The sequence below is a fragment of the Agrobacterium sp. CFBP 3001 genome, from assembly GCF_027871605.1.
GTDB lineage: Bacteria > Pseudomonadota > Alphaproteobacteria > Rhizobiales > Rhizobiaceae > Agrobacterium > Agrobacterium leguminum.
The window spans coordinates 22,562-47,215 of sequence record NZ_JAQAHD010000006.1 but is presented as its reverse complement, the minus strand read 5'-3'; the positions used below and the strand labels follow the sequence as shown (position 1 = coordinate 47,215).

At 58.6% G+C, this 24,654-nt stretch carries 31 protein-coding genes and 1 pseudogene; 23 read left to right on the top strand and 9 right to left on the bottom strand.

Features of this window, described 5'->3' with window-relative positions:
• The first annotated feature begins 3 nt into the window (after nucleotides 1-3).
• From PH605_RS10120 to PH605_RS10065, 12 genes and pseudogenes are all read left to right on the top strand, one after another.
• The gene (locus PH605_RS10120; protein WP_125145416.1) at nucleotides 4-381 is read left to right on the top strand and encodes a DUF2147 domain-containing protein; all 378 of its coding nucleotides are present in this window, start codon (nucleotides 4-6) and stop codon (nucleotides 379-381) included.
• Nucleotides 382-449: 68 nt separating this feature from the next.
• Nucleotides 450-878, top strand: a complete 429-nt coding sequence (locus PH605_RS10115) for a DUF2177 family protein (protein ID WP_142844979.1) — start codon at nucleotides 450-452, stop codon at nucleotides 876-878.
• A gap of 140 nt (nucleotides 879-1,018) precedes the next feature.
• Nucleotides 1,019-1,561 (top strand): sigma-70 family RNA polymerase sigma factor, encoded by a 543-nt coding sequence (locus PH605_RS10110; RefSeq protein WP_065656274.1) that lies wholly within the window; start codon nucleotides 1,019-1,021, stop codon nucleotides 1,559-1,561.
• Entirely contained in the window at nucleotides 1,558-2,268 is a 711-nt protein-coding gene (locus tag PH605_RS10105) for an anti-sigma factor (RefSeq protein WP_065656273.1), read from the top strand. The genes PH605_RS10110 and PH605_RS10105 overlap by 4 nt, the downstream gene beginning before the upstream one ends.
• A gap of 114 nt (nucleotides 2,269-2,382) precedes the next feature.
• Nucleotides 2,383-2,690, top strand: a pseudogene (locus tag PH605_RS10100) (hypothetical protein); the annotation flags it as partial.
• Between the two features lie 12 nt (nucleotides 2,691-2,702).
• Entirely contained in the window at nucleotides 2,703-3,857 is a 1,155-nt protein-coding gene (locus PH605_RS10095; RefSeq protein WP_142844980.1) for an iron-containing alcohol dehydrogenase, read from the top strand.
• 192 nt (nucleotides 3,858-4,049) lie between these two features.
• Nucleotides 4,050-5,075 (top strand): LacI family DNA-binding transcriptional regulator, encoded by a 1,026-nt coding sequence (locus PH605_RS10090; protein ID WP_078051606.1) that lies wholly within the window; start codon nucleotides 4,050-4,052, stop codon nucleotides 5,073-5,075.
• A gap of 35 nt (nucleotides 5,076-5,110) precedes the next feature.
• A complete protein-coding gene (locus PH605_RS10085; protein WP_065656269.1) occupies nucleotides 5,111-6,064 on the top strand; it encodes an ABC transporter substrate-binding protein in 954 nt (317 codons plus the stop codon).
• On the top strand, nucleotides 6,061-6,864 hold the full coding sequence (locus PH605_RS10080; protein ID WP_065656268.1) for an ATP-binding cassette domain-containing protein: 804 nt from the start codon (nucleotides 6,061-6,063) through the stop codon (nucleotides 6,862-6,864). Before PH605_RS10085 ends, PH605_RS10080 begins: the two co-directional genes overlap by 4 nt.
• Nucleotides 6,861-7,865 carry an ABC transporter permease gene (locus PH605_RS10075; protein WP_125145414.1) on the top strand — a complete coding sequence of 335 codons (1,005 nt, stop codon included), beginning with the start codon at nucleotides 6,861-6,863 and terminating at the stop codon, nucleotides 7,863-7,865. Before PH605_RS10080 ends, PH605_RS10075 begins: the two co-directional genes overlap by 4 nt.
• Before the next feature lie 4 nt (nucleotides 7,866-7,869).
• Entirely contained in the window at nucleotides 7,870-8,937 is a 1,068-nt protein-coding gene (locus PH605_RS10070) for a phosphotriesterase family protein (protein ID WP_142844981.1), read from the top strand.
• Between the two features lie 24 nt (nucleotides 8,938-8,961).
• A complete protein-coding gene (locus PH605_RS10065) occupies nucleotides 8,962-9,732 on the top strand; it encodes a glutamine amidotransferase (protein WP_065656265.1) in 771 nt (256 codons plus the stop codon).
• 9 nt (nucleotides 9,733-9,741) lie between these two features.
• Here the strand turns inward: PH605_RS10065 and PH605_RS10060 are convergent, their stop codons facing one another.
• Nucleotides 9,742-10,638: a ribokinase gene (locus PH605_RS10060; RefSeq protein WP_142844982.1), complete on the bottom strand. Its 897-nt coding sequence runs from the start codon at nucleotides 10,636-10,638 to the stop codon at nucleotides 9,742-9,744.
• A gap of 24 nt (nucleotides 10,639-10,662) precedes the next feature.
• Between PH605_RS10060 and PH605_RS10055 the strand changes: the two genes are divergently transcribed.
• A complete protein-coding gene (locus tag PH605_RS10055; protein WP_078051602.1) occupies nucleotides 10,663-11,505 on the top strand; it encodes a BtpA/SgcQ family protein in 843 nt (280 codons plus the stop codon).
• A gap of 13 nt (nucleotides 11,506-11,518) precedes the next feature.
• On the top strand, nucleotides 11,519-12,760 hold the full coding sequence (locus PH605_RS10050) for a Zn-dependent hydrolase (protein WP_142844983.1): 1,242 nt from the start codon (nucleotides 11,519-11,521) through the stop codon (nucleotides 12,758-12,760).
• 110 nt (nucleotides 12,761-12,870) lie between these two features.
• Here the strand turns inward: PH605_RS10050 and PH605_RS10045 are convergent, their stop codons facing one another.
• Nucleotides 12,871-15,384 carry a CoA transferase gene (locus PH605_RS10045; protein WP_142844984.1) on the bottom strand — a complete coding sequence of 838 codons (2,514 nt, stop codon included), beginning with the start codon at nucleotides 15,382-15,384 and terminating at the stop codon, nucleotides 12,871-12,873.
• A gap of 25 nt (nucleotides 15,385-15,409) precedes the next feature.
• Entirely contained in the window at nucleotides 15,410-17,098 is a 1,689-nt protein-coding gene (locus tag PH605_RS10040; RefSeq protein ID WP_142844985.1) for a GMC family oxidoreductase, read from the bottom strand.
• A gap of 160 nt (nucleotides 17,099-17,258) precedes the next feature.
• Between PH605_RS10040 and PH605_RS10035 the strand changes: the two genes are divergently transcribed.
• The 4 genes from PH605_RS10035 to PH605_RS10020 all read left to right on the top strand — a co-directional run bounded on the left by PH605_RS10035 (nucleotide 17,259) and on the right by PH605_RS10020 (nucleotide 19,775).
• Entirely contained in the window at nucleotides 17,259-18,188 is a 930-nt protein-coding gene (locus PH605_RS10035) for a LysR family transcriptional regulator (RefSeq protein WP_080856778.1), read from the top strand.
• A gap of 159 nt (nucleotides 18,189-18,347) precedes the next feature.
• Nucleotides 18,348-18,662, top strand: a complete 315-nt coding sequence (locus tag PH605_RS10030) for a plasmid stabilization protein (protein ID WP_104679587.1) — start codon at nucleotides 18,348-18,350, stop codon at nucleotides 18,660-18,662.
• A gap of 43 nt (nucleotides 18,663-18,705) precedes the next feature.
• On the top strand, nucleotides 18,706-19,152 hold the full coding sequence (locus PH605_RS10025; RefSeq protein WP_142844986.1) for a CBS domain-containing protein: 447 nt from the start codon (nucleotides 18,706-18,708) through the stop codon (nucleotides 19,150-19,152).
• Nucleotides 19,153-19,259: 107 nt separating this feature from the next.
• Complete coding sequence (locus tag PH605_RS10020) at nucleotides 19,260-19,775, top strand: DUF305 domain-containing protein (RefSeq protein WP_080857094.1); 516 nt, start codon at nucleotides 19,260-19,262, stop codon at nucleotides 19,773-19,775.
• Between the two features lie 182 nt (nucleotides 19,776-19,957).
• Here the strand turns inward: PH605_RS10020 and PH605_RS10015 are convergent, their stop codons facing one another.
• The 3 genes from PH605_RS10015 to PH605_RS10005 are packed head-to-tail and all read right to left on the bottom strand — an operon-like array spanning nucleotide 19,958 to nucleotide 20,703.
• Nucleotides 19,958-20,248 carry a DUF3175 domain-containing protein gene (locus PH605_RS10015; protein WP_174044809.1) on the bottom strand — a complete coding sequence of 97 codons (291 nt, stop codon included), beginning with the start codon at nucleotides 20,246-20,248 and terminating at the stop codon, nucleotides 19,958-19,960.
• A gap of 20 nt (nucleotides 20,249-20,268) precedes the next feature.
• Nucleotides 20,269-20,457, bottom strand: a complete 189-nt coding sequence (locus tag PH605_RS10010) for a hypothetical protein (RefSeq protein WP_078051594.1) — start codon at nucleotides 20,455-20,457, stop codon at nucleotides 20,269-20,271.
• Between the two features lie 42 nt (nucleotides 20,458-20,499).
• Nucleotides 20,500-20,703 carry a hypothetical protein gene (locus tag PH605_RS10005; protein WP_035237037.1) on the bottom strand — a complete coding sequence of 68 codons (204 nt, stop codon included), beginning with the start codon at nucleotides 20,701-20,703 and terminating at the stop codon, nucleotides 20,500-20,502.
• On the opposite strand from PH605_RS10005, the gene PH605_RS10000 reads away from it, so the two are divergent.
• Both PH605_RS10000 and PH605_RS09995 read left to right on the top strand, forming a co-directional pair.
• Entirely contained in the window at nucleotides 20,696-21,040 is a 345-nt protein-coding gene (locus tag PH605_RS10000; protein WP_223215547.1) for a hypothetical protein, read from the top strand. The two genes, PH605_RS10005 and PH605_RS10000, sit on opposite strands and share 8 nt — an antisense overlap.
• Before the next feature lie 54 nt (nucleotides 21,041-21,094).
• A complete protein-coding gene (locus tag PH605_RS09995) occupies nucleotides 21,095-21,334 on the top strand; it encodes a DUF6894 family protein (RefSeq protein ID WP_078051592.1) in 240 nt (79 codons plus the stop codon).
• On the opposite strand, the gene PH605_RS09990 is transcribed toward PH605_RS09995, so the two are convergent.
• The gene (locus PH605_RS09990; RefSeq protein ID WP_142844987.1) at nucleotides 21,287-22,060 is read right to left on the bottom strand and encodes a Crp/Fnr family transcriptional regulator; all 774 of its coding nucleotides are present in this window, start codon (nucleotides 22,058-22,060) and stop codon (nucleotides 21,287-21,289) included. The genes PH605_RS09995 and PH605_RS09990 overlap by 48 nt on opposite strands.
• A 262-nt stretch (nucleotides 22,061-22,322) precedes the next feature.
• Here PH605_RS09990 and PH605_RS09985 point away from each other — a divergent pair, with 262 nt between their 5' ends.
• Both PH605_RS09985 and PH605_RS09980 read left to right on the top strand, forming a co-directional pair.
• Nucleotides 22,323-22,979 (top strand): UdgX family uracil-DNA binding protein, encoded by a 657-nt coding sequence (locus PH605_RS09985; RefSeq protein WP_142844988.1) that lies wholly within the window; start codon nucleotides 22,323-22,325, stop codon nucleotides 22,977-22,979.
• A gap of 89 nt (nucleotides 22,980-23,068) precedes the next feature.
• Nucleotides 23,069-23,404 carry a hypothetical protein gene (locus PH605_RS09980; protein WP_065656251.1) on the top strand — a complete coding sequence of 112 codons (336 nt, stop codon included), beginning with the start codon at nucleotides 23,069-23,071 and terminating at the stop codon, nucleotides 23,402-23,404.
• Between the two features lie 24 nt (nucleotides 23,405-23,428).
• On the opposite strand, the gene PH605_RS09975 is transcribed toward PH605_RS09980, so the two are convergent.
• A complete protein-coding gene (locus tag PH605_RS09975) occupies nucleotides 23,429-23,656 on the bottom strand; it encodes a hypothetical protein (RefSeq protein ID WP_223215548.1) in 228 nt (75 codons plus the stop codon).
• Between the two features lie 33 nt (nucleotides 23,657-23,689).
• Nucleotides 23,690-23,992, bottom strand: a complete 303-nt coding sequence (locus PH605_RS09970; RefSeq protein WP_161987862.1) for a DUF982 domain-containing protein — start codon at nucleotides 23,990-23,992, stop codon at nucleotides 23,690-23,692.
• Between the two features lie 298 nt (nucleotides 23,993-24,290).
• Between PH605_RS09970 and PH605_RS09965 the strand changes: the two genes are divergently transcribed.
• A complete protein-coding gene (locus tag PH605_RS09965; RefSeq protein WP_003520657.1) occupies nucleotides 24,291-24,650 on the top strand; it encodes a hypothetical protein in 360 nt (119 codons plus the stop codon).
• Nucleotides 24,651-24,654: the final 4 nt, after the last annotated feature.

The following is a 24,654-nucleotide window of genomic DNA, read 5'->3' as shown; positions in this document are numbered from 1 at the left end:
ACAATGATGATCAACAGATTAACGGTTGCTTCCGTCCTATGGCCACTGCTGGCCGCGTCCAGCGCGACGGCGGCCGATATCGACGGCAACTGGGCACGCGGAGACGGCAAGGCGAAAGTACTGATTGCGCCCTGCGGTGAAAATATCTGTGCCACAAACACCTGGATCAAGCCGGGCACCCCGAAGGAAAAGGCCGGGGACCGGCTGATCATGGACATAAAGCAGACAGAGGCAGGCAGCTATTCCGGCACCGCTTTCGACCCCCAGCGGGATAAATCCTACAGGATAACAGTGACAATAAACGGCAACGGCATGACCACGAAAGGCTGTATCGTCGCCGGTCTGCTGTGCAAAGGCATAAATTGGACAAGGATCAACTAGCCACATCTACACGTTGCTTCGCCCGCCATCGTCGCTCCCTTATCGATGCCCTGCAAAGGAAAACACCAATGAAAACCTATGTCGCAGCCTACCTTTTTACCCTCGTCGCCTTTCTGGTGGTTGATTTCATCTGGTTGAGCACGATGGCGTCGCGCCTTTACCGCCCGGCCATCGGCGATCTTCTGGCAGAAAACTTTCGGCTTGCTCCGGCGGTCGTCTTTTACCTCATCTATGCCGCCGGCCTGACCTTTCTTGCGGTTCGCCCGGCCTTTCAGACAGGAGAATGGACGACCGCGCTGCTCTATGGCGCAGTGGTCGGCTTCATGGCCTATGCCACTTACGACCTGACCAATCAGGCGACGCTCAAAAGCTGGTCCACGACCCTGACCGTCGCCGATCTTCTATGGGGAACCTTCGTCTCCGCGGCAGCGGCTACAATCGGCTATTTCCTCACGGTGCGGCTGGTCGGCCCGCTGGAAAATCCGACGGGCCTGTGATGACGACATCCCCTCTTACCGGCCGCTTAAGTGCGATAACCCTGCGGCCCAGTCGTTGCCAGGTTCGCAGCATGAGCATGCATCTCTTGTCTTCCTGCGAAATACGATCCTATAAAGGAGGCGCAGCAAGGAAGGTTCGAATGCAGGGCACAGAGATCGCAAGCCTTATTAACCGCGTCGGCATGGGTGATCGTTCAGCATTCGTCTCGCTTTATCAGGCAACCAGTCCGAAGCTTTTCGCGATCTGCCTGAAAATCCTGCGTGACAGAACGGAAGCCGAGGAGGCGCTGCAGGAAATCTATATCAAGGTCTGGCAGCGGGCCCGGACATTTGCCGCCAGCGCCGGCAAACCCGCCACATGGCTTGCCGCCATTGCCCGCAATCATGCAATAGACACGATCCGCGCCCGCAAGCCCATAACCGACGACATCGAAGAAGCCTACGATCTTGCCGACGAGAGCGCCCGCGATCCTGAGCAGCAGATCGTTCTCGCCGATGAAGGCCGCAGGATCGAAGCCTGCATGCGCGAGCTTGAGACCGTACACGCGCAGGCGGTGCGTCGGGCCTATGTCGAGGGCTTGAGCTATCTCGAACTCGCAGAAGAATTGCGCGTGCCGCTCAACACGGTCAGAACCTGGCTGCGACGCAGTCTTCTCAAACTCAGAGAGTGCATGCAGCGATGACAACGGGCGAACAGAGCGGCGGCAAGCATTCGCACGACGACATCCTCGCCGGTGAATATGTCCTGGGCGTGCTGCCGCTCGAAAAGCGCCGTGAACTGGAACGACGCATGCAGGACGACGCGGCCTTCGCACAGCTGGTGCAGCGCTGGGAGGCGGAATTTTCCGACTTCAATGCCGATTACCAGGAGCAGGCACCGAGCGCCGCTGTTCTTGCGCGTATCGAAGAACGCCTGTTCGGCGGCAGGACCGTCAATACCAATGGCAGCCTCTGGAATTCCGCGTCCTTCTGGCGCTGGATCTCGGTTGCCACCAGCGCAACCGCCGTGGCCGCCATCGTTTACGCCGCCTTCCCCGAAAAATGGCAGGGCGCCACTCCGTTGGTGGCCGAACTTGCAACGACCGACAGCCAGGTTAATCTCCTCGCCTCCTACGATGCGGAATCCGGACGGATGCACATTGTGCCTGTCGCAACCGGCAAGACCGACGAAAAATCGCTGGAACTGTGGCTGGTGATGGATGGCGGCAAGACCCGCTCGCTCGGCGTCTTCCAGCCCGGCACGAATGGCGATCTTATAATCCCCGCCGACATGCGCAACAGCATCACCGAAGGCACCACCTTCGCGATCAGCGTCGAACCTTTCGGCGGCTCGCCGACTGGTCAGGCAACCGGCCCTGTTATCGCTGTCGGCACGGCGCGATGGGGATGAAGGTTTAACGCTTCCCGATTTCGAGGCGAGTCCCGATGAACGCGTCACGGATACGGGATGGGTCGTAACGGTCAATCTCCGAAGCCGACAATGCCCTTGATTTCGGTGAACCCGTACAGACCGATCCCGCGCGGGCGCAAATCGCGCGCGGCCGTTGCGCAGTTCGCCCCTCCTCCGTGGTCGCAGACAACATCGCCCGCATCACCGCACTGGCCACAGAAGCAAAGGCGACGACAGCGCCGGACATTCTGGTTTTCCCGGAACTGTCGCTGACCGGGCTTGAGGCTCCCCACACCCGGGCGGAACCGCTTTCTACCACCAACCTCGATACACCCTATCCGACGAACATTGTCCGGCGAAAGGATCTTGTCGTCATGCGTCAACCACATCACTATCAGCCTCTCGTCAAATGGCATCAATGAGAGACCGACAAGATGTCCACGTTCACATTCGCGACTGTCTCGCAGATAATCGCAGGCCCCGGCAGTATCGCAAGGCTTTCGGAGCTGAAGACCGGGCTCGGGTCGCGTGTTCTGGTAATTTCAGACGATGGCGTCGTCAGGGCTGGGCTTGCTCAACCCGCCCTTGCGAGCCTTTCGGAGGGCGGAGCCGAAACATCGATCTTCACCGGCGTTGTCGCGGATCCTCCGGAAACCGTCATCCACGACGCTGTAGCGCGTGCAATCGATTTCGGTGCCACCGGCATACTGGGCATCGGTGGCGGCTCATCGCTCGATGTCGCGAAACTCGTGGCCCTGCTGGCCAGGAGCGGTGAAGCACTCGGCGATATTTACGGCGTCGGCAAGGTGACCGGGGAACGCCTGCCCCTCGTGCTGGTGCCGACGACGGCAGGTACCGGATCGGAAGTCACGCCGATTTCCATCGTTACCACGGATGCACATCAGAAAAAGGGCGTGGTGTCGCCAACCCTGCTGCCGGATGCGGCGATCCTCGACGCAAGCCTGACCGTCGGCCTTCCTCCAGCGGTGACGGCGGCGACGGGAATTGACGCCATGGTCCACGCCATCGAGGCGTTCACCTCCGCCAGTGCGAACAACAATCCTGTTTCCCGCACCCTTGCCAAAGAGGCGCTCCGGCTTCTTGGAGCGAATATCGAGATCGCCGTGAATAACGGGGCCGAGATGGTTGCCAGACAGGCCATGCTGCTGGGTGCGATGCTGGCCGGTCAGGCCTTTGCCAATTCGCCGGTTGCGGCCGTTCATGCTCTCGCCTACCCGATTGGCGGCCTCTATCATGTTCCGCACGGGCTCTCCAACAGCCTGGTCCTGCCACATGTGTTGCGTTTCAACGCAACGGTGTGCGGGGATGCCTATGCGGAATTGGCGCCATGTCTTTTTCCTCAGCTGGAGTCTGCCGACAGGTCCGGCCGACTTGCCGGCTTCCTGGAAGGGCTGGCCTTGCTCCCCGGGCGCCTGAACCTGCCGGTGAGACTGAGAGATGTTGGGATACCAAAAGACGGGCTTGCCTTGCTGGCGGAAAGTGCGATGGAACAGACCCGCCTGCTGGTTAACAATCCACGGACGGTGCTGCTGTCCGATGCCGCCAGAATCTACGAAGATGCTTGGTAGGCAAAGGTAAGCGCCGCCTTATCTCCACTTCGATCCGGCTCCGGTGAAACAGACAAATTTTAAAGAGGTTATAAAACCGTGTTGACTCGGCCGAGCTTTTAGACTTCTTTGTAAACCGGTTTAGTAAATCGCTTTACAAACCGGATAGAGGTCGAAAAGACCCGATAGAGTGGAACAGAAAGCGGGAGTGTGATGGCGCGGAACCATGCGACCAGCCTCAAAGATGTCGCCTTGGCGGCAGGCGTTTCAGTTGCGACCGTATCGCGGCTTCTGAACGGCACGCTGGAGCTGCCGCCAGAAACGAAAGCGCGCATCGAGGCCGCTATCCGTGAACTCAATTACGTGCCCAATCCCCATGCCAGACGGTTGAGCCGAGGGCGCTCGGACACGATCGGCCTTGTCGTTCCTGATATTGGAAACCCGTTTTTCGGCATGCTCGTTGCGGCCGTCGAAGAAGAAGCCGACAGGCGAGGACTTGCCCTCTCGCTTTTCGCCACGCTGAACCGTACGGGTCGGGAATTGTCGTATCTTCGTCTGCTTGCCCGCAATCATGTGGATGGGCTCGTTTTCATCACGAACCACCCCAATACCGACGAACTGGCGGAGCTGATCAATACCACCGGCAAGGTGGTGGTGGTCGATGAAGACGTGCCCGGCGCCACCGTGCCGAAACTCTTCTGCGACAATGAGCAGGGTGGTCGCCTGGCGGGCGCGCATCTGGCTATGCATGGGCATAAACGTGTCCTTTATGTCGGGGGACCAGAGGACATGATCAGTACGGAGCGTCGTTTTCGCGGCCTCAAATCTGCTCTCACCGAGCGTGTGGCGGAGGCAGAGCTTTCGATTTCCAGATATTGCGGCGCCTATACCGTGGAATTTGGCCGGGCTGCCGCGCGCCGCTTTCTGGATGAGGGGCGACCGGCAACGGCGGTTTTCGCCAGTTCGGACGAAATCGCCATCGGATTTGTCGAGGTTCTGCGTTCCGAAGGCGTGCGCATCCCGCAGGACGTGTCGATGATAGGTTTCGACGACGTCGGGCCGCTGCATCTTTTTGCGCCGCCGCTCACCGCCATTCGCCAGCCTGTCAGCGCCATTGGCCAACGCGCCCTGTCGCTTTTGCTCGAAACCAATTGGGACCAAGAACCTCCTTTGCTGTCAGAGGAGCTCTTGCCCGTCGAAATCGTCGTGCGTGAATCCGTTGCGCCGCCCGCGATCTAATAAAAAGCAACGAAACCAACAGAGGAAGAACGATAATGCTGAATTTCAAACGTCGATATTTTTCCGCAGCTCTGGCTGCGACCGTCCTTGCCGGCGCGACTTTGTCTGCTGGTCTTGCCAACGCCGCCGAAAAGACGATCGCCCTGGTTCAGATCAACCAGCAGGCGCTGTTTTTTAACCAGATGAATGAAGGCGCGGAGAAAGCCGCCAAGGAAGCCGGCGTCAAGCTGGTGATCTTTAACGCCAACAATGACCCCGCCGCTCAGAACAGCGCGATTGAAACCTATATCCAGCAGAAGGTGGACGGCATTGCCGTGGTCGCCATCGACGTCAACGGCATCATGCCGGCCGTAAAGCAGGCGGCCGCCGCCAATATTCCCGTTGTCGCCATTGACGCCATCTTGCCGGAAGGTCCGCAGAAGGCGCAGATCGGCGTTGATAACGGCAAAGCGGGCGCCGACATGGGAAAATTCTTCCTTGACTACGTGAAGTCCGACATGGGCGGCAAAGCCAAGATCGGCGTCGTCGGTGCGCTAAACTCTTTCATCCAGAACATCCGCCAGAAGGGCTTTGAAGACACCATCAAGGACAAGTCCGGCATCACCGCCGCCGGCGTTGTCGATGGCCAGAACGTTCAGGATACCGCACTTTCGGCCGCGGAAAACCTCATCACCGGCAATCCGGACATGACCGCCATCTACGCCACCGGTGAACCGGCTCTTCTCGGCGCAGTCGCTGCGGTTGAAAGCCAGAGTAAACAGAAAGACATCAAGGTTTTCGGTTGGGACCTGACCAAACAGGCCATCGCTGGCATTGACGCCGGTTATGTCGCAGGCGTCATCCAGCAGGATCCTTCCGCCATGGGTGCAGCGGCGGTCAAGGCCCTCAAGACCGTCTCCGATGGCGGCACCGTGGAAAAGACCATTGCCGTGCCGGTTACCATCGTCACCAAGGCCAATGTCGAACCCTACCGTGCGGTCTTCAAATGATTGCGGCCGGACAGCACACAGGCGCTGTCGACGGCGCCGGGGGAGATCTTCTCTCCCGGCAGCCCGATCGTGAAGCGCGTATCTCCCTGCGCAATATCCGAAAGACCTTTGGCTCGCATCAGGCGCTTCGCGGCGTCGATCTGGATATCTTTCCCGGCGAATGCCTCGGCCTCGTCGGCGACAATGCGGCCGGTAAATCCACCCTCACCAAGGTGATTTCCGGCACCTATATCCCTGATGAAGGCACGATCACAATGGAAGGGGAAGCCATTCGCTTCTCCGGCCCTGCCGATGCCCGCAACCGTAACATCGAAATGGTCTTTCAGGATCTGAGCCTGTGTGACCATATCGATGTCGTGGGCAATCTCTTCCTCGGGCGCGAAATTACCAAAGGTCCGTTTCTCGACCGGCCGACCATGCTTTCAGAAGCTCGCAAGATGCTGGATGCACTGGAAATCCGCATTCCACGCCTCACCTCCAAGGTGGAGAAACTGTCCGGCGGCCAGCGACAGGCAATCGCCATTGCGCGGGCGGCCTCCTTCAATCCGAAAGTCCTGATCATGGACGAGCCGACATCGGCGCTTGCCGTTGCGGAGGTGGAAGCCGTGCTTTCGCTCATCAATCGCGTCAAGGCAAAGGGCGTGTCGGTTATTCTCATCACCCACCGGCTTCAGGATCTCTTCCGGGTCTGCGACCGTATCGCCGTCATGTATGAGGGCACCAAGGTGGCGGAACGCCAGATCAACGATACCAGCCTCGAAGACCTCGTGCGGCTGATCGTGGGAGGGCAACGTCATTGACCGTCTATACTGAACGCGCCAAAGGCTCGCCGCTTTCGGACTTTTTCGCCGAAAATGCGCAAGTGCTTTCCATCGCCGCCTTTTTTGCCCTCTGCATGGTGTTCTTCTCCGCAACCACGGATACGTTTCTGACGGCCGGCAATCTTCTGAACGTGGTCCGTCAGGCCGCGCCCATCCTGATCGTCTCAGTCGCAATGACATTCGTCATCATCACCGGCGGTATCGATCTGTCCGTCGGCTCCATGGTCGCCCTGATCAATGCCGTCGGGGCGATCCTGCTTGCAGCCGGTTACCCCTGGCCGCTGGTTGTCGTCGCCATGCTCGTGCTCGGCGGCGGGCTCGGCCTCGTGCAGGGCTGGTTCATTGCCTATCAGGGTATTCCAGCCTTCATCGTGACGCTTGCAGGCCTCTCCATCCTGCGCGGCGTTGCCCTCTATATCACGCAGGGCTATTCCGTGCCGATACCGGAAGCGCCCGGTTTCTTTTACCTCGGCAGGGGTGATTTCCTCGGCATGCCCGTTCCTGCCCTGATCGGCGTCGTCGTTACCGTGATAGCCTATATCGTGCTTTCCAGCACCCGATATGGTCGTCGCGTGGTGGCTGTCGGCTCCAATCCGGAAGCGGCGCGCCGTGTGGGAATGCCCGCAAAATGGATTCTAGCGTCGGTCTATCTGGCTGCGGGCGTGGCCTCGGCCATCGCCGGCCTCATGATTGCAGCACGGCTGGGGTCCGGATCGTCGAATGCGGCCGTCGGTTTCGAGCTTCAGGTGGTTGCGGCTGTGGTGCTGGGCGGAACTTCACTGATGGGCGGCCGAGGCACCATTCTCGGCACGGTTCTGGGCACCATGACAATCGCCGTGATAGGCAACGGTCTCATCCTCATGCACATCTCTCCCTTCTTCACCCAGATCGTGACGGGCGCCATCATTCTCGCAGCAATCTGGCTCAACACACGCATCTTCACCGCCAACTTCCGCCTCGGCGCGAAGAGAAAGAGATGATGCGATGACCACGGAACTGTCAGAAGGGCATATCCGGTCGGGAAAGATCATGACCGTGCAAGGCGTAATCGCTGCGGACCAGCTTGGCGTCACCCTGATGCACGAGCACATCCTCAACGATTGCCGATGCTGGTGGCACGCCCCCAGGACGCCGGAGCGGCAATATCTCGCCGAAGGCTTCGTCTGCATGGAAATCCTGAGCGAGCTGCGTCAGGATCCCTTCGTCAACAAGCACAATATCACGCTCGATGACGAGCCGCTGGCGATTGCGGAACTGAAGGATTTCGCCAGGGCGGGGGGACAGACTGTCGTGGAGCCGACCTGTCAGGGTATCGGCAGAAATCCGCTGGCGCTGCGACGGATTTCACAGGCGACGGGGCTCAACATCGTCATGGGCGCTGGTTATTACCTTGCATCCTCCCACCCCGAAAAGGTGGCGGGGCTGACCGTCGAAGCCATAGCCGACGAAATCGTGCACGAGGCGCTCCACGGTGTCGATGGGACCGATGTTCGCATCGGCCTGATCGGCGAAATCGGTGTTTCCGCGGATTTCACGGCAGCGGAGGAAAAGTCCCTGCGGGGAGCGGCGCAGGCGCAGGTCCGCACCGGCCTTCCCCTGATGGTTCATTTGCCGGGATGGCTTCGGCTGGGACACAGGGTTCTCGACATCGTCGCGGATGAAGGCGCCGATCTAAACCATACGGTTCTTTGTCACATGAACCCGTCCCACGCGGATATCACCTACCAGAGCGAACTCGCAGATCGCCGCGCCTTCATCGAATATGACATGATCGGTATGGATTTTTTCTACGCCGACCAGCAGGTGCAATGCCCCAGCGACGAGGATGCCGCCCGTTCGATTGTCACGCTGGCGGAGGGCGGTTACCTCGACCGCATTCTGCTGTCTCACGACGTCTTCCTGAAAATGATGCTGACGCGGTATGGCGGCAATGGCTACGCCTATATCCTCAGGCATTTCCTGCCGCGGCTGAAGCGGCATGGCCTCAGCGACGCCACTCTTCAAACCCTCATGCGGGATAATCCGCGCTCGGTCTTCCAGGCAAAGACCTGACGAACCTATGGAAATGGAAAGATCATGACAAAAAAAGTGCTCCTCGTCGGTGAAAGCTGGGTCAGCTCCGCCACCCACTACAAGGGCTTCGATCAATTTGGCAGCGTGACGTTTCACCTCGGTGCCGAACCGCTGGTGAAAGCGCTAGAGGGCAGCGAATATGAGCTGACTTACATGACCGCCCATGATGCGGTGGAAAAATTTCCCTTCGAGATGGCGGGGTTAGATACCTATGACGTCATCATTCTCTCGGATATCGGTGCAAATTCGCTTCTGCTGCCGCCGGCCGTCTGGCTGCAGTCCAAAACCGTGCCGAACCGGTTGAAGCTCATCAAGGCATGGGTGGAAAAGGGCGGCGGCCTGCTGATGGTCGGCGGCTATTTTTCCTTTCAGGGTATTGATGGTAAGGCCCGCTGGCGCCGCACGCCGGTGGAAGATACGTTGCCCGTCACCTGCCTTCCATGGGACGATCGCGTGGAAATTCCTGAGGGCTCGACGGCCGATATTTTGAAACCCGACCATCCAACCGTGGCAGGCCTTTCCGGCGAATGGCCACTTCTGCTGGGGGTGAACGAGGTTGAGGTGCGTGACCGCGCCGATGTCGAGGTGGTTGCACGTCTGCCGGAAGATCAGGGTTCCCATCCGCTGCTCGTCACCGGTCGGTTCGGCAAGGGCCGCACGGCCGCATGGACATCCGACATTGGTCCGCACTGGCTTTCTCCAGCCTTCTGCGAATGGGATGGCTATGGGCGGCTGTGGAAGAACATTCTCGGCTGGCTGACGGAAAAGCCGTGACCAGAGCGGCTACGCCTGCAAAATGGTCATCAGTTCTTGACGACTGGGAAAGGCATCCTGCGTGCCCCGACGGCCAACCGTGATGGCTGCGGCCCTTGAGGCATCCTCAAGGGCACGCGCGTCCACGGCGACGCCGCGAAGCATGGCGGAGGCGAGCGCAACACCCGTGAAGCAATCGCCGGCGCCCGTGGTGTCGACGATTGTGGCGGGCGCAGCCGGCACCTCGATAGCGCCTTCGGCGGACACGAGCGCACAGCCTTGTCCGCCGAGCGTGACGATGACGAGGCCGACACCGGCGCGCAGCAGGCACGCTCCGGCATCGGACCCTCTCTCACCCGTCAGCGCCTCGGCCTCGAGGCGGTTGAGGACGGCGATATCGATGAACGGCAGGACGCTTGCAAACCAGGGCTGAAGCGGCGACGGATTGAAAGCCGTCTTTAGTCCCTTCGATCTCGCCGCATTGAGAATGGCAAGGGTCGTTTCTTCCGAAAGATTGCCCTGCAAAACGAGGAGGTCACCGGAGACGGCGACGGCAAGGGCGTCCAAGGCAGCTTTCTGATCGAGCGCTGCCGCTGCCGAACGGGTAGTGATGATCGAGTTTTCACCGTCGGGGGTGGTCAGGATGATGGAGATATCGCTGGTGGGGCTATCGACGGAAATGAGCTTTGGTGTCAGGCGCTCGCGGGTGAGTGCCTTTTCGATCGCAATCGCACGCTCATCGCTGCCGACGGCGGCGACGAGCGTGGTTTCGACACCGCATCTCGAAAGAACAATGGCCTGGTTGCAGCCTTTGCCACCGAGACTGCGCGAGGCCTGCTCGCCAAAGATTGAAGCGCCCGCATCCGGCAGTGCGGCAATGGAATAGGTTTCATCAAGTGCGATATTGCCGACAACAAAGGCACGCATGGAAAACTTTCGAAAGGGACTGAAATGCAGACCATATCCGACAACGCGGCCAATGCTATCAAGGAAATTTTCGGTCGCAACAAGGCGCTGATCGGCATGATACATTGCCCGGCCTTTCCCGGAGCGCCGCGTTATCGGAACGCAAGCATGGATGCGATCTACGATGCGTGCATGCGCGACGCCGAACGCCTTGTTGAAGGCGGCATGCACGGTCTGATCGTCGAAAACCACGGTGACGTTCCCTTCTCCAAACCAGATGATATCGGACCGGAAACCTCAGCCTTCATGAGCGTGGTGACGGACCGCATCGTTCGCGCCGTCGGCGTGCCCGTTGGTATCAATGTGCTGGCCAATGCTCCCATCCCTGCCCTTGCAATCGCCATGGCGGGCGGGGCGAAATTTATCCGCGTCAATCAATGGGCAAACGCCTATGTGGCCAATGAGGGTTTCATGGAGGGACGTGCAGCCGAGGCGATGCGCTACCGTTCATTGCTAAGGGCGGAGCACATCAAGGTTTTTGCCGACAGCCATGTGAAGCACGGCGCCCACGCCATCACCGCGGATCGCAGCATTGATGAACTGACGCGCGATCTCGCCTTCTTCGACGCCGATGCCGTCATAGCGACAGGCCAGCGGACCGGAAACAGCGCGTCTCTTGAAGAGATCGAGGAGATCGGCGCGGCCACGCATCTGCCGCTTCTGGTCGGCTCAGGGGTCAACGAAGGCAATATTATCGAAATCCTCAAACGCACCAATGGCGTAATCGTGGCGTCATCGCTGAAGGAAGGCGGCGTCTGGTGGAACCCGGTCGAACTGTCCCGGGTACGTTCTTTCGTTGCAGCGGCTCAGCCCGGCCTCGACGGCTGAAAAGGAGACAGCAATGGCAAAACTTTCGATCAACGGCGAAAGACTGCTGGCAAATCTCGATCGATTTGCGGCGATCGGCGCGACTGAAAAGGGCGGCGTCAACCGGCAGGCGCTGACCGCACTGGATCGTGAGGCGAGACGACTGCTGGCGAAACTCGCCATTGATCGGGGGTTTTCCGTGTTTCAGGATCCCCTTGCCAATCTTTTCATTCGGAGGAGTGGCCGCGACGAGAGCCTTGCACCGCTTCTGATCGGCAGCCATCTGGATAGCCAGCCGTCAGGCGGCCGGTTTGATGGAGCACTGGGAACGCTTTCGGCATTCGAGGTTCTCGAAACGCTCGAAGATTTCGGAATAGATACGGAGCGCCCCATTGAGGTGGTCGCCTTCACCAATGAGGAAGGCTGCCGCTTCGCTCCCGGCTGCATGGGCTCCATGGCTTTTGCTTCCGGTAATATCCCCGAAAACTGGCTTCATCTTGCGGCAACGGATGACGGCGCCGGTTTTGCCGGTGAGCTTGACGCCACCCTAAAAAGCCTGCCGGAAGCGACCATGCGCGATCTTGGTTTTCCGGTCTTTGCTTTTGTCGAGGTACATATAGAGCAGGGTCCATCCCTTGAAAAACAGGGCGTGCCCATCGGGATTGTGACGGGCATACAGGGTACACGCTGGCTGGAGGTGTCAATCACCGGCCAGACTGCTCATGCCGGCACAACAGCCCTAGCATATAGACGCGATCCTTTTCATGCCGCGGTCAATGCGCTGGGGTCGCTTTTCCCCGCCATGATGCCGCTGGATCCTGCGGCCCGGTTCACCGTTGGCCGAATGGCGTTGCAGCCCGGTGCCGTGAACGCCATTCCACAATCCGTGACTTTCACCGTCGATATCAGACATCCCTCATCAGAAACACTCGACGAAATGGAGAGCAAAATCCGCGCGATCGTGCACGACGCTGCGATGGACCAAAAATGCGAAGCGACGATTGGACAGATATTCGACATGCCGCCGGCGAATTTCCAGGATGGCATCGTCTCGGCATTGGGCCGCGCCGCGCGGGAGCGCGGTTTTTCGACCGAACGCATGTTGTCAGGCGCATTTCACGATGCACTTTTCATGAACAGGGTCGCACCATCGGCCATGATTTTTGTGCCGTGCCGCGACGGTCTCAGTCATAACGAGGCAGAGCATGTTGAACCTGAACATAGCATAGCGGGATGCAACATGCTTTTCGCTTCGGTTCTTCAAATCCTGTCATAGGTCACCTTCGACGACCGTGGGACAGGATGCTTGCGCATGGCCTGATCAGCTCGCTGGGCAATCCTGCCATTTTCCACAACGTTATCGGTTTCCGACCGAGCTTCGAGGTTTCAGCTCGGCAGATACTCCGTGCTCCAGCTCTGGCTCGCAACACCGTCCTCAAGCAGCTTCTCGATCTCTTTTTCCGTATAGCCGACCTCTTCGAGGACCTTTACGGTTGAGGCACCGTATTTTTCCGCCGGCGGCGGAGAGACGATCGAGCTGCGGCTGGGGCGAATGGCACAGGGATCGAGCTGCGTCACAACGTGGCCGCTTGGATGGTCTGCATAAATGGAGAAAGAATAACTTCCTCTGTCTACACCGTTCGTCCCGTCGGCTTGCCGTGAATAGCGGGATCGCAACGCGTCGATATTGTCGCAAATCACCGCTCCGAAACCTTCCCGTTGGAGCTTCTCCAACCACGATTGAGAGGTATCGCCGGCAAAAATACTGGAAAGAAATGCGTCGCGTTCGTCTTTCGGCAGACTGGCTATTCCTTTGAAGTCGTCCAGGCAGTCAAGCTTTGGCACATCCTGCTCATTTGAGCTGAACAGCAGATAGTCGCCGGAAGCGGTATAATAAAAGCGGGTCAGGGCATCATATCCCGCCACGTACCGACCGGCAGGTTCGTTGAAGAGACTTCTACCGCGATAGTCATAGGAGAATGGAATCTGGAGGAGCCCGCTGTTTGCAGAAAGAGACGTCCGTCCGCGACCAACCCGACCGGTCTTCAGTTTCTGGTAAAGGGCCGCCGCGACCCCCAGTGCACCGCCGAATCCGCACATAACGTCGATCGTACCGACATGCGCATGTTCTTCCGGTTCGTGCATCGAGCCACCGAAACGGAGCATGATGCCGGTCGCTGCCTGGACCAGGTCGTCATAACCGACATAATCGGTCCTCGGGCCACGGCTCACGCCGCTAAAGCAGTCGAGTTTACAGAAAATGGCATCCGGGTTGATTGTTTTCAGCGTCTCGGCATCAAGCCCCATGTTGAAGATCTGATTGTCGGGCGCATTCCAGACGATGACATCGACCGACTTTATCAGGGCCTCGAGCGCCTTTTTACCCTCGGGCGCTTTTATGTCGATGAGCGCCGATTGTTTTCCGCGCATGTGCGACATACCGAAAATCACGGTATTCCAGCAATCGTAGAGAGGCGAGGCAGGATCAAGCTTGATCACTTCGGCACCGAAACGTGCCAGATAATAAACACAATGCGGACCGGCGATCACATTGCAAAGGTCGAGCACACGAACGCCCTGTAGCCAACCGCTGCGATCATCGGGATTGGTTATGCGTGGAAGTTCGGTCTTCTCATTCTTCAGCAGGGATAACGCGGTCGAAAACTCGACCCACCGCCGGGGCATTGGAGAGAGCGCTTCAGCGCCGCTTTCCTCGAGCCAGACGACCGGCCCAGGCTGGATCATGGTCCCATATTCCGGGTCCTTGACATCGATCATAAGACCCGCCGTCTCAGCGTGGTCGTCGTTGATCCATTCCTGCAGCCAGCGCTGCGGAGCGCCGGGAAAGCCGCCACGCCCGAATATGCGCTCCCACTCCTTTGCGGTCCGCGTGATGAACACCTCCTTCATTCTTGCCGCGATCTTGTCGGCCCAGAACTTGGGCAAAGGGTAGACGCCGAGCGATACATCGGATTTCCATTCAGAAGTCGGAAGATATGTATCTTCCTCCTCCGTCAGCCCGTCGGCCACGAGTTCATCGTAGATGCCGAGCGCTTGCAGGCAGCGCTTCGCGTGGTTCTTGTGGCTGGGGCAGACGACGTAAAACATCCGCCCGTCCTTGCAGAGGTAGCTTCTGTAAAAGGGATCCAGAAGTTCCTGCAGATCCTCGTAACTCAGGTTCATCGGCAGGCCTTCGGCCCGGCGGCGGGCGATTTCCTGCTCGCGCTGCGTGATATACCGATCCGGGAGCCCTTCGATCTTGATCGAGTTGTAGCACAGTCCTTCCATGACGGCGCTGGCAAGCGGCACCTCGATGTGATCGCCAAGCCCAGTGCGCTCACGCGCCTGCAAGGCGAGGACTGTTGCAGACGACGCCAGCATGGCGCCATAGGCCGAGGCCAGCGGCAGCGGGGAGAAGGACGGGTTGACGCCCATGAGCACCCGATTGAGGCCCATATCCGTAAAAACGCCGGAGCTTGCCGCGATGACGCTTTCATAGGCGCGCAGCTCACGCCTTTCCTCGTCGTTCGAAGCAAAGCCGGGGATGGAAAGCGTGATCAACTCCGGCCGTTCCTGCCGGAGCGTTGAAAAATTTATTCCGAGCGCCGCAAGTTTGCCCGGGCGAAAATTTTCGATGACAATGTCTGCTTCCGCGATGAGCGCCAACGCCTGATTGCGGCCCTCAGGCACCTTCAGATCGATGTTGACGATGGCTTTGTTGCGATTGAGCGTTGCATTGGCTGGGCTCTGCCAAAGCGGACCGCCAGGGGGATCGATATGCACGACGGTCGCACCCAGATCGCCGAGGATCATGGCCACCGCCGGGCCGGCAATATATTGCCCGAAATCAACCACCCGAACGCCGGAAAGCGGAAGCGTGGACCGTGCGGTCGATGTCATCTCTTTGAACCTCCCCAAGAATTTTCTATGCGTGTGCGTCGGCAATGATCCAGCCGGCCGCCTTTTCGGCAATCATAAGCGTCGGTGCGTTGGTGTTGCCGCTTGTGATCTTCGGCATGATGCCCGCGTCCACGACGCGCAGGCCTGCAAATCCGCGTACCCTGAGGCGACTGTCGACAACTGCCGTCGGATCGTCATCGCGGCCCATTTTCGTCGTGCCCACCGGATGGAAAATGGTATTGGCGATATCGCCCGCAAGCCGCGCCAGTTCCTCATCACTCTGGAACTGCGGACCTGGCTTCCATTCCTCAGGCCGGTATTTTGCCAGCGCTGGCTGCGACACGATTTTGCGCACCTGGCGGAGGCTTTGGGCAGCTATCCCGCGGTCTTCTTCGGTGCTGAGATAGTTCGGCGCAATTGCCGGCGCGTCCGACACTTTGCCGGAGCGAATCCGCACGCTTCCAACGCTGGTCGGGTTCAGATTGCAAACACTGGCAGTGAAGGCGGGAATAGTGTGCAGCGGCTCACCGAACGCGTCGAGGCTGAGGGGCTGGACGTGATACTCCAGATTGGCATGGGCCTGGCTTTCATCGGAACGCGTGAAGGCGCCGAGTTGCGAGGGCGACATGCTCATCGGACCACTGCGTTTCAACGCATATTCGAGCCCGATCATTGCTTTACCCAAAACGCTGTTGGCGAGCGTATTAAGCGTTTTCGCATTACCGACCTTGAAGACCGCACGAATTTGCAGATGGTCCTGAAGATTTTCACCGACACCTGGCAGGTCGTGTTCGACCTCAACGCCGTGACGCTTCAGCAGTGCGGCGGGCCCGATGCCCGATAATTGCAGGATTTGCGGTGATCCGATTGCACCTGCAGAGAGAATAACCTCTCCGCGCGCGCCAACCTCCACGCGCTGCCCGTGGCGCTCAACCATGACACCGATGCACCGTTTGCAACCGGACGCCTCTTTTACAAGGATCAACCGCTCGACATGAGATTGCGTCCAGATCGCCAGGTTGGGACGGTTCCGCGCCGGGCGCAGGAAAGCCTTTGACGTGTTCCAGCGCCAGCCGGAGCGCTGATTGACCTCGAAATAGCCCACACCTTCATTGTCGCCGCTGTTGAAATCGTCCGAACGCTGAATGCCCGCTTCCACGGCGGCCTCCGCGAAGGATTCGAGAATGTCCCATTTCAGACGCTGCTTCTCGATCCGCCATTCGCCGCCATGGCCATGCATGTCGGAGAACCGGCTGTTGTCGCCGGTCTTCGGATCCGCGCCATCGTCCAGCCGGTAATGATCCTCATGCGCCTTGAAATCGGGCAGGCAATTTTGCCAGGACCAGGCATCATCGCCGGTTGCCGCTGCCCACCCGTCAAAATCGCGCGCCTGACCACGCATATAGATCATGCCGTTGATCGATGAGCAGCCGCCAAGCGTCTTGCCGCGGGGATAGCGCAGCGAACGGCCGTTCAGGCCGGCATCTGGCTCGGTTTTATAAAGCCAGTCTGTGCGCGGATTGCCGATGCAATAGAGGTAGCCGACCGGGATATGTATCCATGGATAATCGTCCTTTCGGCCGGCTTCCAGCAAAAGAACACGTTTTGACGGGTCACGGCTGAGGCGATTGGCGAGGAGGCAGCCTGCGGAGCCACCGCCAACAATAACGTAGTCAAAAACGTCGCGGAAAGTTCCGGAACCACCAGTCCTCATCGGGTTGCACCCCCATCGCGATGGAACGCCACATAATTATAAGATTGGACACTTTGCCGTGGCATGCCATGCTCCCTCCCTGCTTTAATTAGATGCATAGCCAACATTCGCTCGTAAAATCCAATGACAAATTCAACCGAGCATTATAAGTGAAATTAATATGCTGGAAGGTATCGATCTGAGAACATTACGGGCGTTTGTTACCGTGGGGCGGGAAGGAAACGTCACCCGAGCCGCCGAGCAACTGCACGTCACGCAGCCGGCGGTGACGCTTCAGTTGAAACGCTTGGCCACCGACACCGGGCTGACCCTGTTCCGGCGAACCTCGACGGGTTTGGAGTTGACACAGGAAGGTGCGCTGTTGGCTGCAAAAGCCGAGCAAGTGCTGGCGGCGCTGACGGACTTCGGTCAGACGGCCGGTAATTTATCGACGAGGGTCCGAGGCAAATTGCGGATCGGCACGATCATCGATCCTGAATTCACACGGCTGGGCGCCTTTCTGAAAGCGCTTCTTGAAAGCGGACCGGGTATAGAAACAACGTTGCGTCACGGAATGAGCGGTGATGTGCCGGAGAGGCTCAAGCGCAACGAGCTCGACGCCGGTTTCTATCTCGGTGACCCACGGGACTATGACCCGTCGCCCGACGTCACTGGAGAGAATACCGCATCGCTTTTCTACGCTCGCTCACTTGCCCAATTGACCTATTGCGTTGTCGCTCCGCCATCGCTCGCAAGCTTTGTGCGAGGGGCCGATTGGTTACAGCTTGCCTCCCTCCCATGGATCGGCACGCCACCCGCATCGGTCCATAATCGGATGCTGGCCCGGCTGTTCACCAAACTTGGCGTTCGCCAACACATCGTGGCCCAAGTGGACCAGGAAGCGTCCATGATCGCCATGACGCGCACGGGGGTCGGACTAAGCCTTTGCCGGGAATCGATTGCCCTGCATGAACAGCAGTCTCATGGACTGGTCATCGCGGACAATGTGAAGCTCTCGACGACCTTGAGTTTCCTCTGCCTGGAAGCGCGTATGGGCGATCCTTCTATCATCGCGGCATTCGACGCAATTAGACGCGTTTGGGTCCAATAGGCCGGTTGCCGGTCAATGGTGCCCGAGGCCTGTTTCAGAAACACGTGATCTCCGTCGGCCTGTCAACGGTAAGAAGCGAGAACGCCGGAGACTGGGTTATCTCGGGAACATCGTTTGATCACTGGAGTTAGGGGCGCTTCAACCAAGAGGAGAAGCACGATGCCCCGTGGCGACAAGTCTTCCTATACGGACAAACAGAAGCGCAAGGCCGAGCATATCGAGGAAGGATATGAGGATCGCGGCGTCGGCGAGAAAGAGGCCGAGCGGCGTGCCTGGGCCACCGTGAACAAGGAAAGCGGCGGCGGCAAGAAATCCGGCTCCGGTCGCGGTCATGCCGAGAACCACGCCTCTTCCGAAAAGGGTGGCCGCAAAGGCGGCGAGGCCGCTGCTGCAAGACCGAAGGCAGAGCGATCCAGTTCCGCCAAAAAGGCCGCCGCCACCCGCAAGCGCAATGAGCAGCACGCCCAGCACTAAGCGGGTGCGCAGCAAGGATTTACCGTCAGAAGGAGTTACCGCGATGAAAGTCCAGGAGGTCATGACGCATGATGTGCGTGTCGTGAATGCGGAAGAAACCATTCAGGAAGCAGCCCGCATCATGGCGGAAATCGATGCCGGTGTCCTGCCGGTCGGCAAGGAAGGAAAGTTGGTGGGAATGCTCACCGACCGGGATATCGCAATTCGCGCAGTTGCCGAAGGCAAAGGTCCGGACACCAAAGCGAGCGACATCATGTCCAGGGAAGTGAAATACTGCTTCGATGACGAGGATGTGGAAGATGTCTGCGGCAATCTCGGCGACCAGCAGATCCGCCGTATTCCCGTCCTCGACCGCAACAAGCAGCTGGTGGGGATCCTGTCCCTCTGCGATGTCGCCGTGGAAACCGACGGCAACGGCGTGGGCGAGGCATTGGCGGCGATCTCCCGTCCCGGCGGGACCCACAGCCAGTCAGGCGTGCAGCCACATTAGCCCTATGGCCCCGAGCCTGTTTTGACTGGCTCTACCCATTAGACCATCACCGGGGAGGGCCGCACTCCTCTCCGGGGCAAGCCGCTGTGCGGCAACGGGAGGACCAGGTGTACGACAATCACGGCGCCCATCATGAGGGGAAAGCCCACGCCGCCGGCCATCCCTATGCGGCTTTCGCCGTTAACATGATCCTCAGCCTTGTGGTTATGTACCTCGTCATGTTCTCCATGATCGACGGCTGGGGCGACTTCCGGAACAATCTCAACATGGTCTACATGGCCCTAACCATGGTTGCGCCAATGGGCATCCTCATGCTCGCGACGATGGGTGGGATGTATCCGAACAAGCGGCTGAACCTCTTTCTCCATGCCGGTCTTGCCCTCCTCTTCGTGGCGGCTTTAACCGGTACGCGCAACCAGACCCTGATCGGCGACCGACAATTCATTGCTTCGATGGTCCCCCATCATTCCGGCGCCATTCTCATGTGCAGAAATGCGAAGATCACCGATCCGGAACTTATGGCACTCTGTGCGGAGATTTCCCGCGGCCAGCGCGCCGAAATCGAGCAAATGAACGCAATCGATGAGCGCCTCCACACAGAGATCGGCGGCCCTGCGAGATGATCGACGGCGTCCCTGCCGCGCCTGTTGATGTCGCCGCGTCGTCATCCTGCGTTTCCCGGGGGCATGGCGCGTCACAGGAGTTCCGGGACTTAATATTACATGAGGAGCAATTTTCTGCTGCACGGCCCCCAGCCCTCCTTCGCGCGTCGCGTTATAGGTGCCAAAAGCGAGTGCCCGTGCGTCTATCGCGATTTCCCGAATTCCTTGCGAAGCTCATCCTTCGCATCTTCCAGCACTTCCTTGCGTTTTCCGGGCAACGTCCGGCCAGCACGGTTGATGTAAAACACCAGCATCGACATTGCAGACCGGAAAGGGCTGGTCTTGCGCCTGGAGGATTGTTCCGCCGAGGCTTTCAGCGACCGCGCGATCTGTGAGGGATCGTCTTTGGTGAACACCTCCTTCTCAAGATCGAGCGCATCGCTTTCCCTGGTCACCTTCTGAGACCACTTCTTTTTCTTTTTTGCCTTTTTCATCGTTCTCTCCCGGCGGATCATTATTTTCGTTCGGGGTCATGGGTGTGGTGACTGTCACGCTCACCCCCTCCCCCGGAAACCCTGCTCTTTGAACGTTTGTCATTGTCTGCCGCAGGTTTCTTGATCTCCAGGGGGGCCTTTGCGTTTTCATGGGAAGAGCCCGGCCCGCCCTGCCGGATACTTGCCGGTGTTTTCGTCGAGGTGGACATTTATTCCTCCTGTCGTCGGGTGGCAGCGGACAAGCCGCTGGCCTATTGGTCGTCGCGGGTTTTCATTGCATCGGAAACACGCTTCTTACGCGGGTCCTTGAGATTTTCGCCGACAGCATCCCGATCGTGCTCGGGGTCGTCCGTGGGTTTCATGTAGCCTCTGGGTCGGCTTTCCTTCGGCCCTTCCCATCGCGGCGATTGGTCGGTGGTGCCGGGAGCACCGTCTCGTGGAGAATTATTGGTCATCATTGCCTCCGGTTGGGTTCAACGCTCCCCAACCACTTTGCTGGGGCAATGTTCCGCGAAGACGGGGAGGCAACAGCGGAATTTTTTTCGAAACAATTGCACGCTCCACTGGTTAGGCGACCCGGAATTCAAACCGAGGGAACAGAAGATGACGGATAAATCCGGAAAAACCGATCGCATCTCCAGAATGGCGCATGAGCAGCAGCAGGACTTTCTCCGACGCTCATCCCTGCACTTCCTGGAATGCGCCATCCATCTATGCGCGACGAATATGAGCATTTCCGAACTTGCCGCACGGCTTGAAAAACAGGCGCAATATTTGCGGCAGTTTGGCTAGGGATAGGCCACTCCATGCGTCAGCGGCGACCATCGTTTCTTGGGAAGACCCGCAATGCCAAGATTTTTCTTCAATGTAATCAGCGGTAAAAACGTCCTTGATGACCCGGAAGGAAGCGAGCTCCCTTCCCTCGACCAAGCGATCGAGGAGGCGCGCAAGGACGCCCGCGCCTTGATGAGCGAGGCGATCCTGCAAGGGCGTGACATCTCCGAAGGATGCATCATTATCCGTAACAAGCAGCATGACTTACTGAAAGTCGTCCGTTTCAGCGATGCGCTGGACCGAAAGGACTGAAAGGGCATCATCCGTCCGCATACGGGCCATCAGTGTTTCATATTCTCTTTCGGGGACGCCATAGGTCATGTCGGCGACGTCTTCCAGTATACCGCGATTGACAATGCGGACATTTCCGCGGCTGGCGCGAATGGCATGAATGCCTTCGAGAACATGCAGCTCGTTGGTAATGCCAGGCCGCCGCACCCCAAGAACGGTGGAGAGAAACTCATGGGTAATCGGCAGATCATCCGTATCGAGGCGGTCATGACACATCAGCAGCCAGCGTGCGAGCCTTTCCCGCAGACCATATTGCCCATTTGCAAGCACAAGCTGGCTGGCCTGAAGCAGGCAGATGTTGATATAGCCCAGCAAAAGCTCACGCAGGCGCGCGTCTTCCTCCATTTCCCGGCGTATTTCAGCGGCCGGAATCAGGAAGCCACGACCGCCCACGCCCATGACGGTTTCGTCCGGCGTGGTTTCCGCGCCTAGCAGAACGGGCCAGCCGGTGATGCCCTCTCGCCCAACAAGCACGGCTTCAATGCTTTTGCCGCCGTCATCATGAACGACCGTCGATGCAAGACCGGTTTCGATAAAACAGAGATGAGAAATGGGCTTGCCAGCGGCAACGAGCCGATGTCCCGTCGGCAGATCCACGGGCTCCAGCCGCGACGCAAGCTGCGACAGGCGTTCTGAGCCGAGGGTCTTCAACAATCGGTTATAAACAAGAAAATCTGATCCAAGCATAGCGGTTCGCCCGGTCGCCCCTTTGCTCGAAAAACCATCAACCTGCGGCGGTCATATTAGCAGCGGAAAATCCCATGAAAACAGTGAGTACGTTTCCGTACGAATTGGTAGAACGGATCGTTCCTGCACCGCAGATGGACGCAGGTTCAAATTTTGGCCCATTTTTCAGGCAGCATCATATATCGAAACCAGGTCATTGGGTATGTGGACCCCCACCGTCACGGCAGGGGAGAAATGGCCGTATCTGGGGGGAGCCAGCACCTTGGCAAGAAGCACGCGCAAAAACCGTCTGCCACCCGCCTTCCAGCCCGAAAGCGCCAGCGCGCCCTCACTTGGCGCTTTGCGCAAGGAAGCGGAAAGCTGTGAAAGATGCGATCTCTACAGGAACGCCACCCAGCTTGTTTTCGGCGACGGCGACACCCGGGCGCGCGTAGTCCTCGTCGGCGAACAGCCGGGCAATGAAGAAGACCTGAAAGGACGGCCTTTCGTTGGTCCGGCCGGCCGCCTGCTCGACGAATGCCTCAAAGAAGCGGGCGTGGATCGTTCGCAATGTTATGTGACCAACGCCGTAAAACATTTCAAATTCGAGCAGCGTGGGAAACGACGTCTGCATGCCCGCCCGAACGGCGGGGAGGTGCAGCGCTGCGCCTGGTGGCTGGGTGCAGAACTGCGGCTCGTCGAGCCAGACCTTATCGTCGCAATGGGCGCCACGGCCTTTTACGCGCTGACGGGACGCGCAAGCGGCGTGACAAAGGAACGCGGGCATGTTCTTTTGACGCCGGCCGGCGCACGCCTTCTCGTCACCATCCATCCCTCTTATCTGCTGCGCCTTCGCGACCGGCAGGAGGCGGATCGACAGCGCCGCGCCTTCGTCTCCGACCTGCACAAAATAGGCGAAATCATTGGCGCGACGACTTAGCCAAACCGGCCTGCCGCAATCGCCCCAACGTGAGGAACAAGCTTTTCCCATCGTGGTTAGGTGCGACCGAACAGGGAGGCTTGAACACCATGGAAAAGAGCATCGAATATCAAATCATCGCGCATGAGAACGGGTGGGCCGTTGTCGTCTCTGAGGTCATGAGGGCAGTTTATCCCAGCCGCCACCTGGCTTTGGCGGCTGCGAAGCTGCTGGAGAGCAATGTGGTCCCGACGCAGGAGGCGGAACGCCTTGCTGCGACCGCCCATCTGACCCTGACCGACACGACGGCACCGAACCGGTTGCGCACCTCCCTGCAACTGATGGTGGCTGTGCCCTATCAGGTGGATATTCCCTTGCGGCGAAGAAGCGAAGAAGTCTGCTTTCCATCGATCGGCAGCTTCGATCTGGTAGCTGGCAAAGTATAGACCGGAACCGGTCCCGGCCTCGCCTCACACCGCGCGGCCGGGATGTGTTCCTGTCAGAAAATAGAGTGCAATCGCAACAGCGAGGGCGAATATGACCAGCGTATAGACCATCATGGTTTTCCACGTCCGTTTGCGCCCGCGAAAATCGCCATCATCTATGCCGATGGGCGAGAATTTCGAGTCGAGCCTTTCACTTACCGGTCGGTTCATATCCTGTTCGGGCCTGATGCTTTCCCGCGGCTCATCAGCCATGTCATTATTTTTCCCCGCCATCGGATACCTCCCCTATGGATGAATACAAGTTCGCATGGACTGACCTAAAGGGATTTGATCGGTGGAAACGGCTTTATGGCTCACGCCCGCCTCCAGGCACGCGGCAATCAGGTGTTCCCGCGCAACGGTTGAGGAGCCATTTCGCAACAGAGCGAGGCGGCAACTCCTGAGGGCAAGACGATAGTGGACACCGGTTTTTACCGGCCAGTGTTCTTCCAGCAGAGAGATTGCCTCTTTCATGTCGGCGATCAGAAACTGCCGGCTGACCAGCGAAATCTCAAGCGCACCGGCACCGATCAGCGGAATGGTGGTCATTGTCTTATCTTCCCTCGCTAACACCGGCTCGCATCTCGAGGAAGGAAATCCTTCCAATCCGGAAGACGCCCCAACCCCGCTCATGCGCAATTGTTCCGCCGCAAGACGCTAGAACATCAGATCATTACCTCTCGAATTCGAGTATTGGCCGCTGTTTTTCGGGATCAATTTCTGACATTGCAGCACTCCCCTCGCGCTTATTTGATAAATTCAGTGACCGGGCGGCTGAAATCGTCTTGCTCAGGCGTTATGGTGGGGAACAGGCACACGCATGCCGATGGTGTGCGAGGAGTAAAGCATGCAGACCGTTAAACGCCTCACCATCGCAATCATCGGCATGACAGATACTGTTACATCGGAAATCCGAATGGCGTGGTTTCATGCCCAGATTGGCCTGGAAGGACCCTACTCCGCCAGCTTCATTGAAAGTGAAGACGCTCTCAAATTTGCCGCGGCGATTATTGACGTTCGTTACGAGGCGGACGTCATGCTGCGTCTCACTGAACAACTGGACGAAGAGGCAATTCCTTATCTTTTTTTCGTGCCAGAGACGGTTATTGACAGCGAGCCGGGACCTTTTGTCCTCTCCGGACGTTCGGAAGACATCGAAAACATTGTTTCCGCTTTGATGGCTCAAGGAGGGGGCATCAGACATTAAAGCG

Bases quoted from the DNA above. Each gene is read 5' to 3' on its own strand.
- PH605_RS10120 (WP_125145416.1), top strand. From the start codon at position 4: ATGATGATCAACAGATTAACGGTTGCTTCCGTCCTATGGCCACTGCTG.
- PH605_RS10115 (WP_142844979.1), top strand. From the start codon at position 450: ATGAAAACCTATGTCGCAGCCTACCTTTTTACCCTCGTCGCCTTTCTG.
- PH605_RS10110 (WP_065656274.1), top strand. From the start codon at position 1,019: ATGCAGGGCACAGAGATCGCAAGCCTTATTAACCGCGTCGGCATGGGT.
- PH605_RS10105 (WP_065656273.1), top strand. From the start codon at position 1,558: ATGACAACGGGCGAACAGAGCGGCGGCAAGCATTCGCACGACGACATC.
- PH605_RS10095 (WP_142844980.1), top strand. From the start codon at position 2,703: ATGTCCACGTTCACATTCGCGACTGTCTCGCAGATAATCGCAGGCCCC.
- PH605_RS10090 (WP_078051606.1), top strand. From the start codon at position 4,050: ATGGCGCGGAACCATGCGACCAGCCTCAAAGATGTCGCCTTGGCGGCA.
- PH605_RS10085 (WP_065656269.1), top strand. From the start codon at position 5,111: ATGCTGAATTTCAAACGTCGATATTTTTCCGCAGCTCTGGCTGCGACC.
- PH605_RS10080 (WP_065656268.1), top strand. From the start codon at position 6,061: ATGATTGCGGCCGGACAGCACACAGGCGCTGTCGACGGCGCCGGGGGA.
- PH605_RS10070 (WP_142844981.1), top strand. From the start codon at position 7,870: ATGACCACGGAACTGTCAGAAGGGCATATCCGGTCGGGAAAGATCATG.
- PH605_RS10065 (WP_065656265.1), top strand. From the start codon at position 8,962: ATGACAAAAAAAGTGCTCCTCGTCGGTGAAAGCTGGGTCAGCTCCGCC.
- PH605_RS10060 (WP_142844982.1), bottom strand. From the start codon at position 10,638: ATGCGTGCCTTTGTTGTCGGCAATATCGCACTTGATGAAACCTATTCC.
- PH605_RS10055 (WP_078051602.1), top strand. From the start codon at position 10,663: ATGCAGACCATATCCGACAACGCGGCCAATGCTATCAAGGAAATTTTC.
- PH605_RS10050 (WP_142844983.1), top strand. From the start codon at position 11,519: ATGGCAAAACTTTCGATCAACGGCGAAAGACTGCTGGCAAATCTCGAT.
- PH605_RS10045 (WP_142844984.1), bottom strand. From the start codon at position 15,384: ATGACATCGACCGCACGGTCCACGCTTCCGCTTTCCGGCGTTCGGGTG.
- PH605_RS10040 (WP_142844985.1), bottom strand. From the start codon at position 17,098: ATGAGGACTGGTGGTTCCGGAACTTTCCGCGACGTTTTTGACTACGTT.
- PH605_RS10035 (WP_080856778.1), top strand. From the start codon at position 17,259: ATGCTGGAAGGTATCGATCTGAGAACATTACGGGCGTTTGTTACCGTG.
- PH605_RS10030 (WP_104679587.1), top strand. From the start codon at position 18,348: ATGCCCCGTGGCGACAAGTCTTCCTATACGGACAAACAGAAGCGCAAG.
- PH605_RS10025 (WP_142844986.1), top strand. From the start codon at position 18,706: ATGAAAGTCCAGGAGGTCATGACGCATGATGTGCGTGTCGTGAATGCG.
- PH605_RS10015 (WP_174044809.1), bottom strand. From the start codon at position 20,248: ATGAAAAAGGCAAAAAAGAAAAAGAAGTGGTCTCAGAAGGTGACCAGG.
- PH605_RS10010 (WP_078051594.1), bottom strand. From the start codon at position 20,457: ATGTCCACCTCGACGAAAACACCGGCAAGTATCCGGCAGGGCGGGCCG.
- PH605_RS10005 (WP_035237037.1), bottom strand. From the start codon at position 20,703: ATGACCAATAATTCTCCACGAGACGGTGCTCCCGGCACCACCGACCAA.
- PH605_RS09995 (WP_078051592.1), top strand. From the start codon at position 21,095: ATGCCAAGATTTTTCTTCAATGTAATCAGCGGTAAAAACGTCCTTGAT.
- PH605_RS09990 (WP_142844987.1), bottom strand. From the start codon at position 22,060: ATGCTTGGATCAGATTTTCTTGTTTATAACCGATTGTTGAAGACCCTC.
- PH605_RS09980 (WP_065656251.1), top strand. From the start codon at position 23,069: ATGGAAAAGAGCATCGAATATCAAATCATCGCGCATGAGAACGGGTGG.
- PH605_RS09975 (WP_223215548.1), bottom strand. From the start codon at position 23,656: ATGGCTGATGAGCCGCGGGAAAGCATCAGGCCCGAACAGGATATGAAC.
- PH605_RS09970 (WP_161987862.1), bottom strand. From the start codon at position 23,992: ATGACCACCATTCCGCTGATCGGTGCCGGTGCGCTTGAGATTTCGCTG.
- PH605_RS09965 (WP_003520657.1), top strand. From the start codon at position 24,291: ATGCAGACCGTTAAACGCCTCACCATCGCAATCATCGGCATGACAGAT.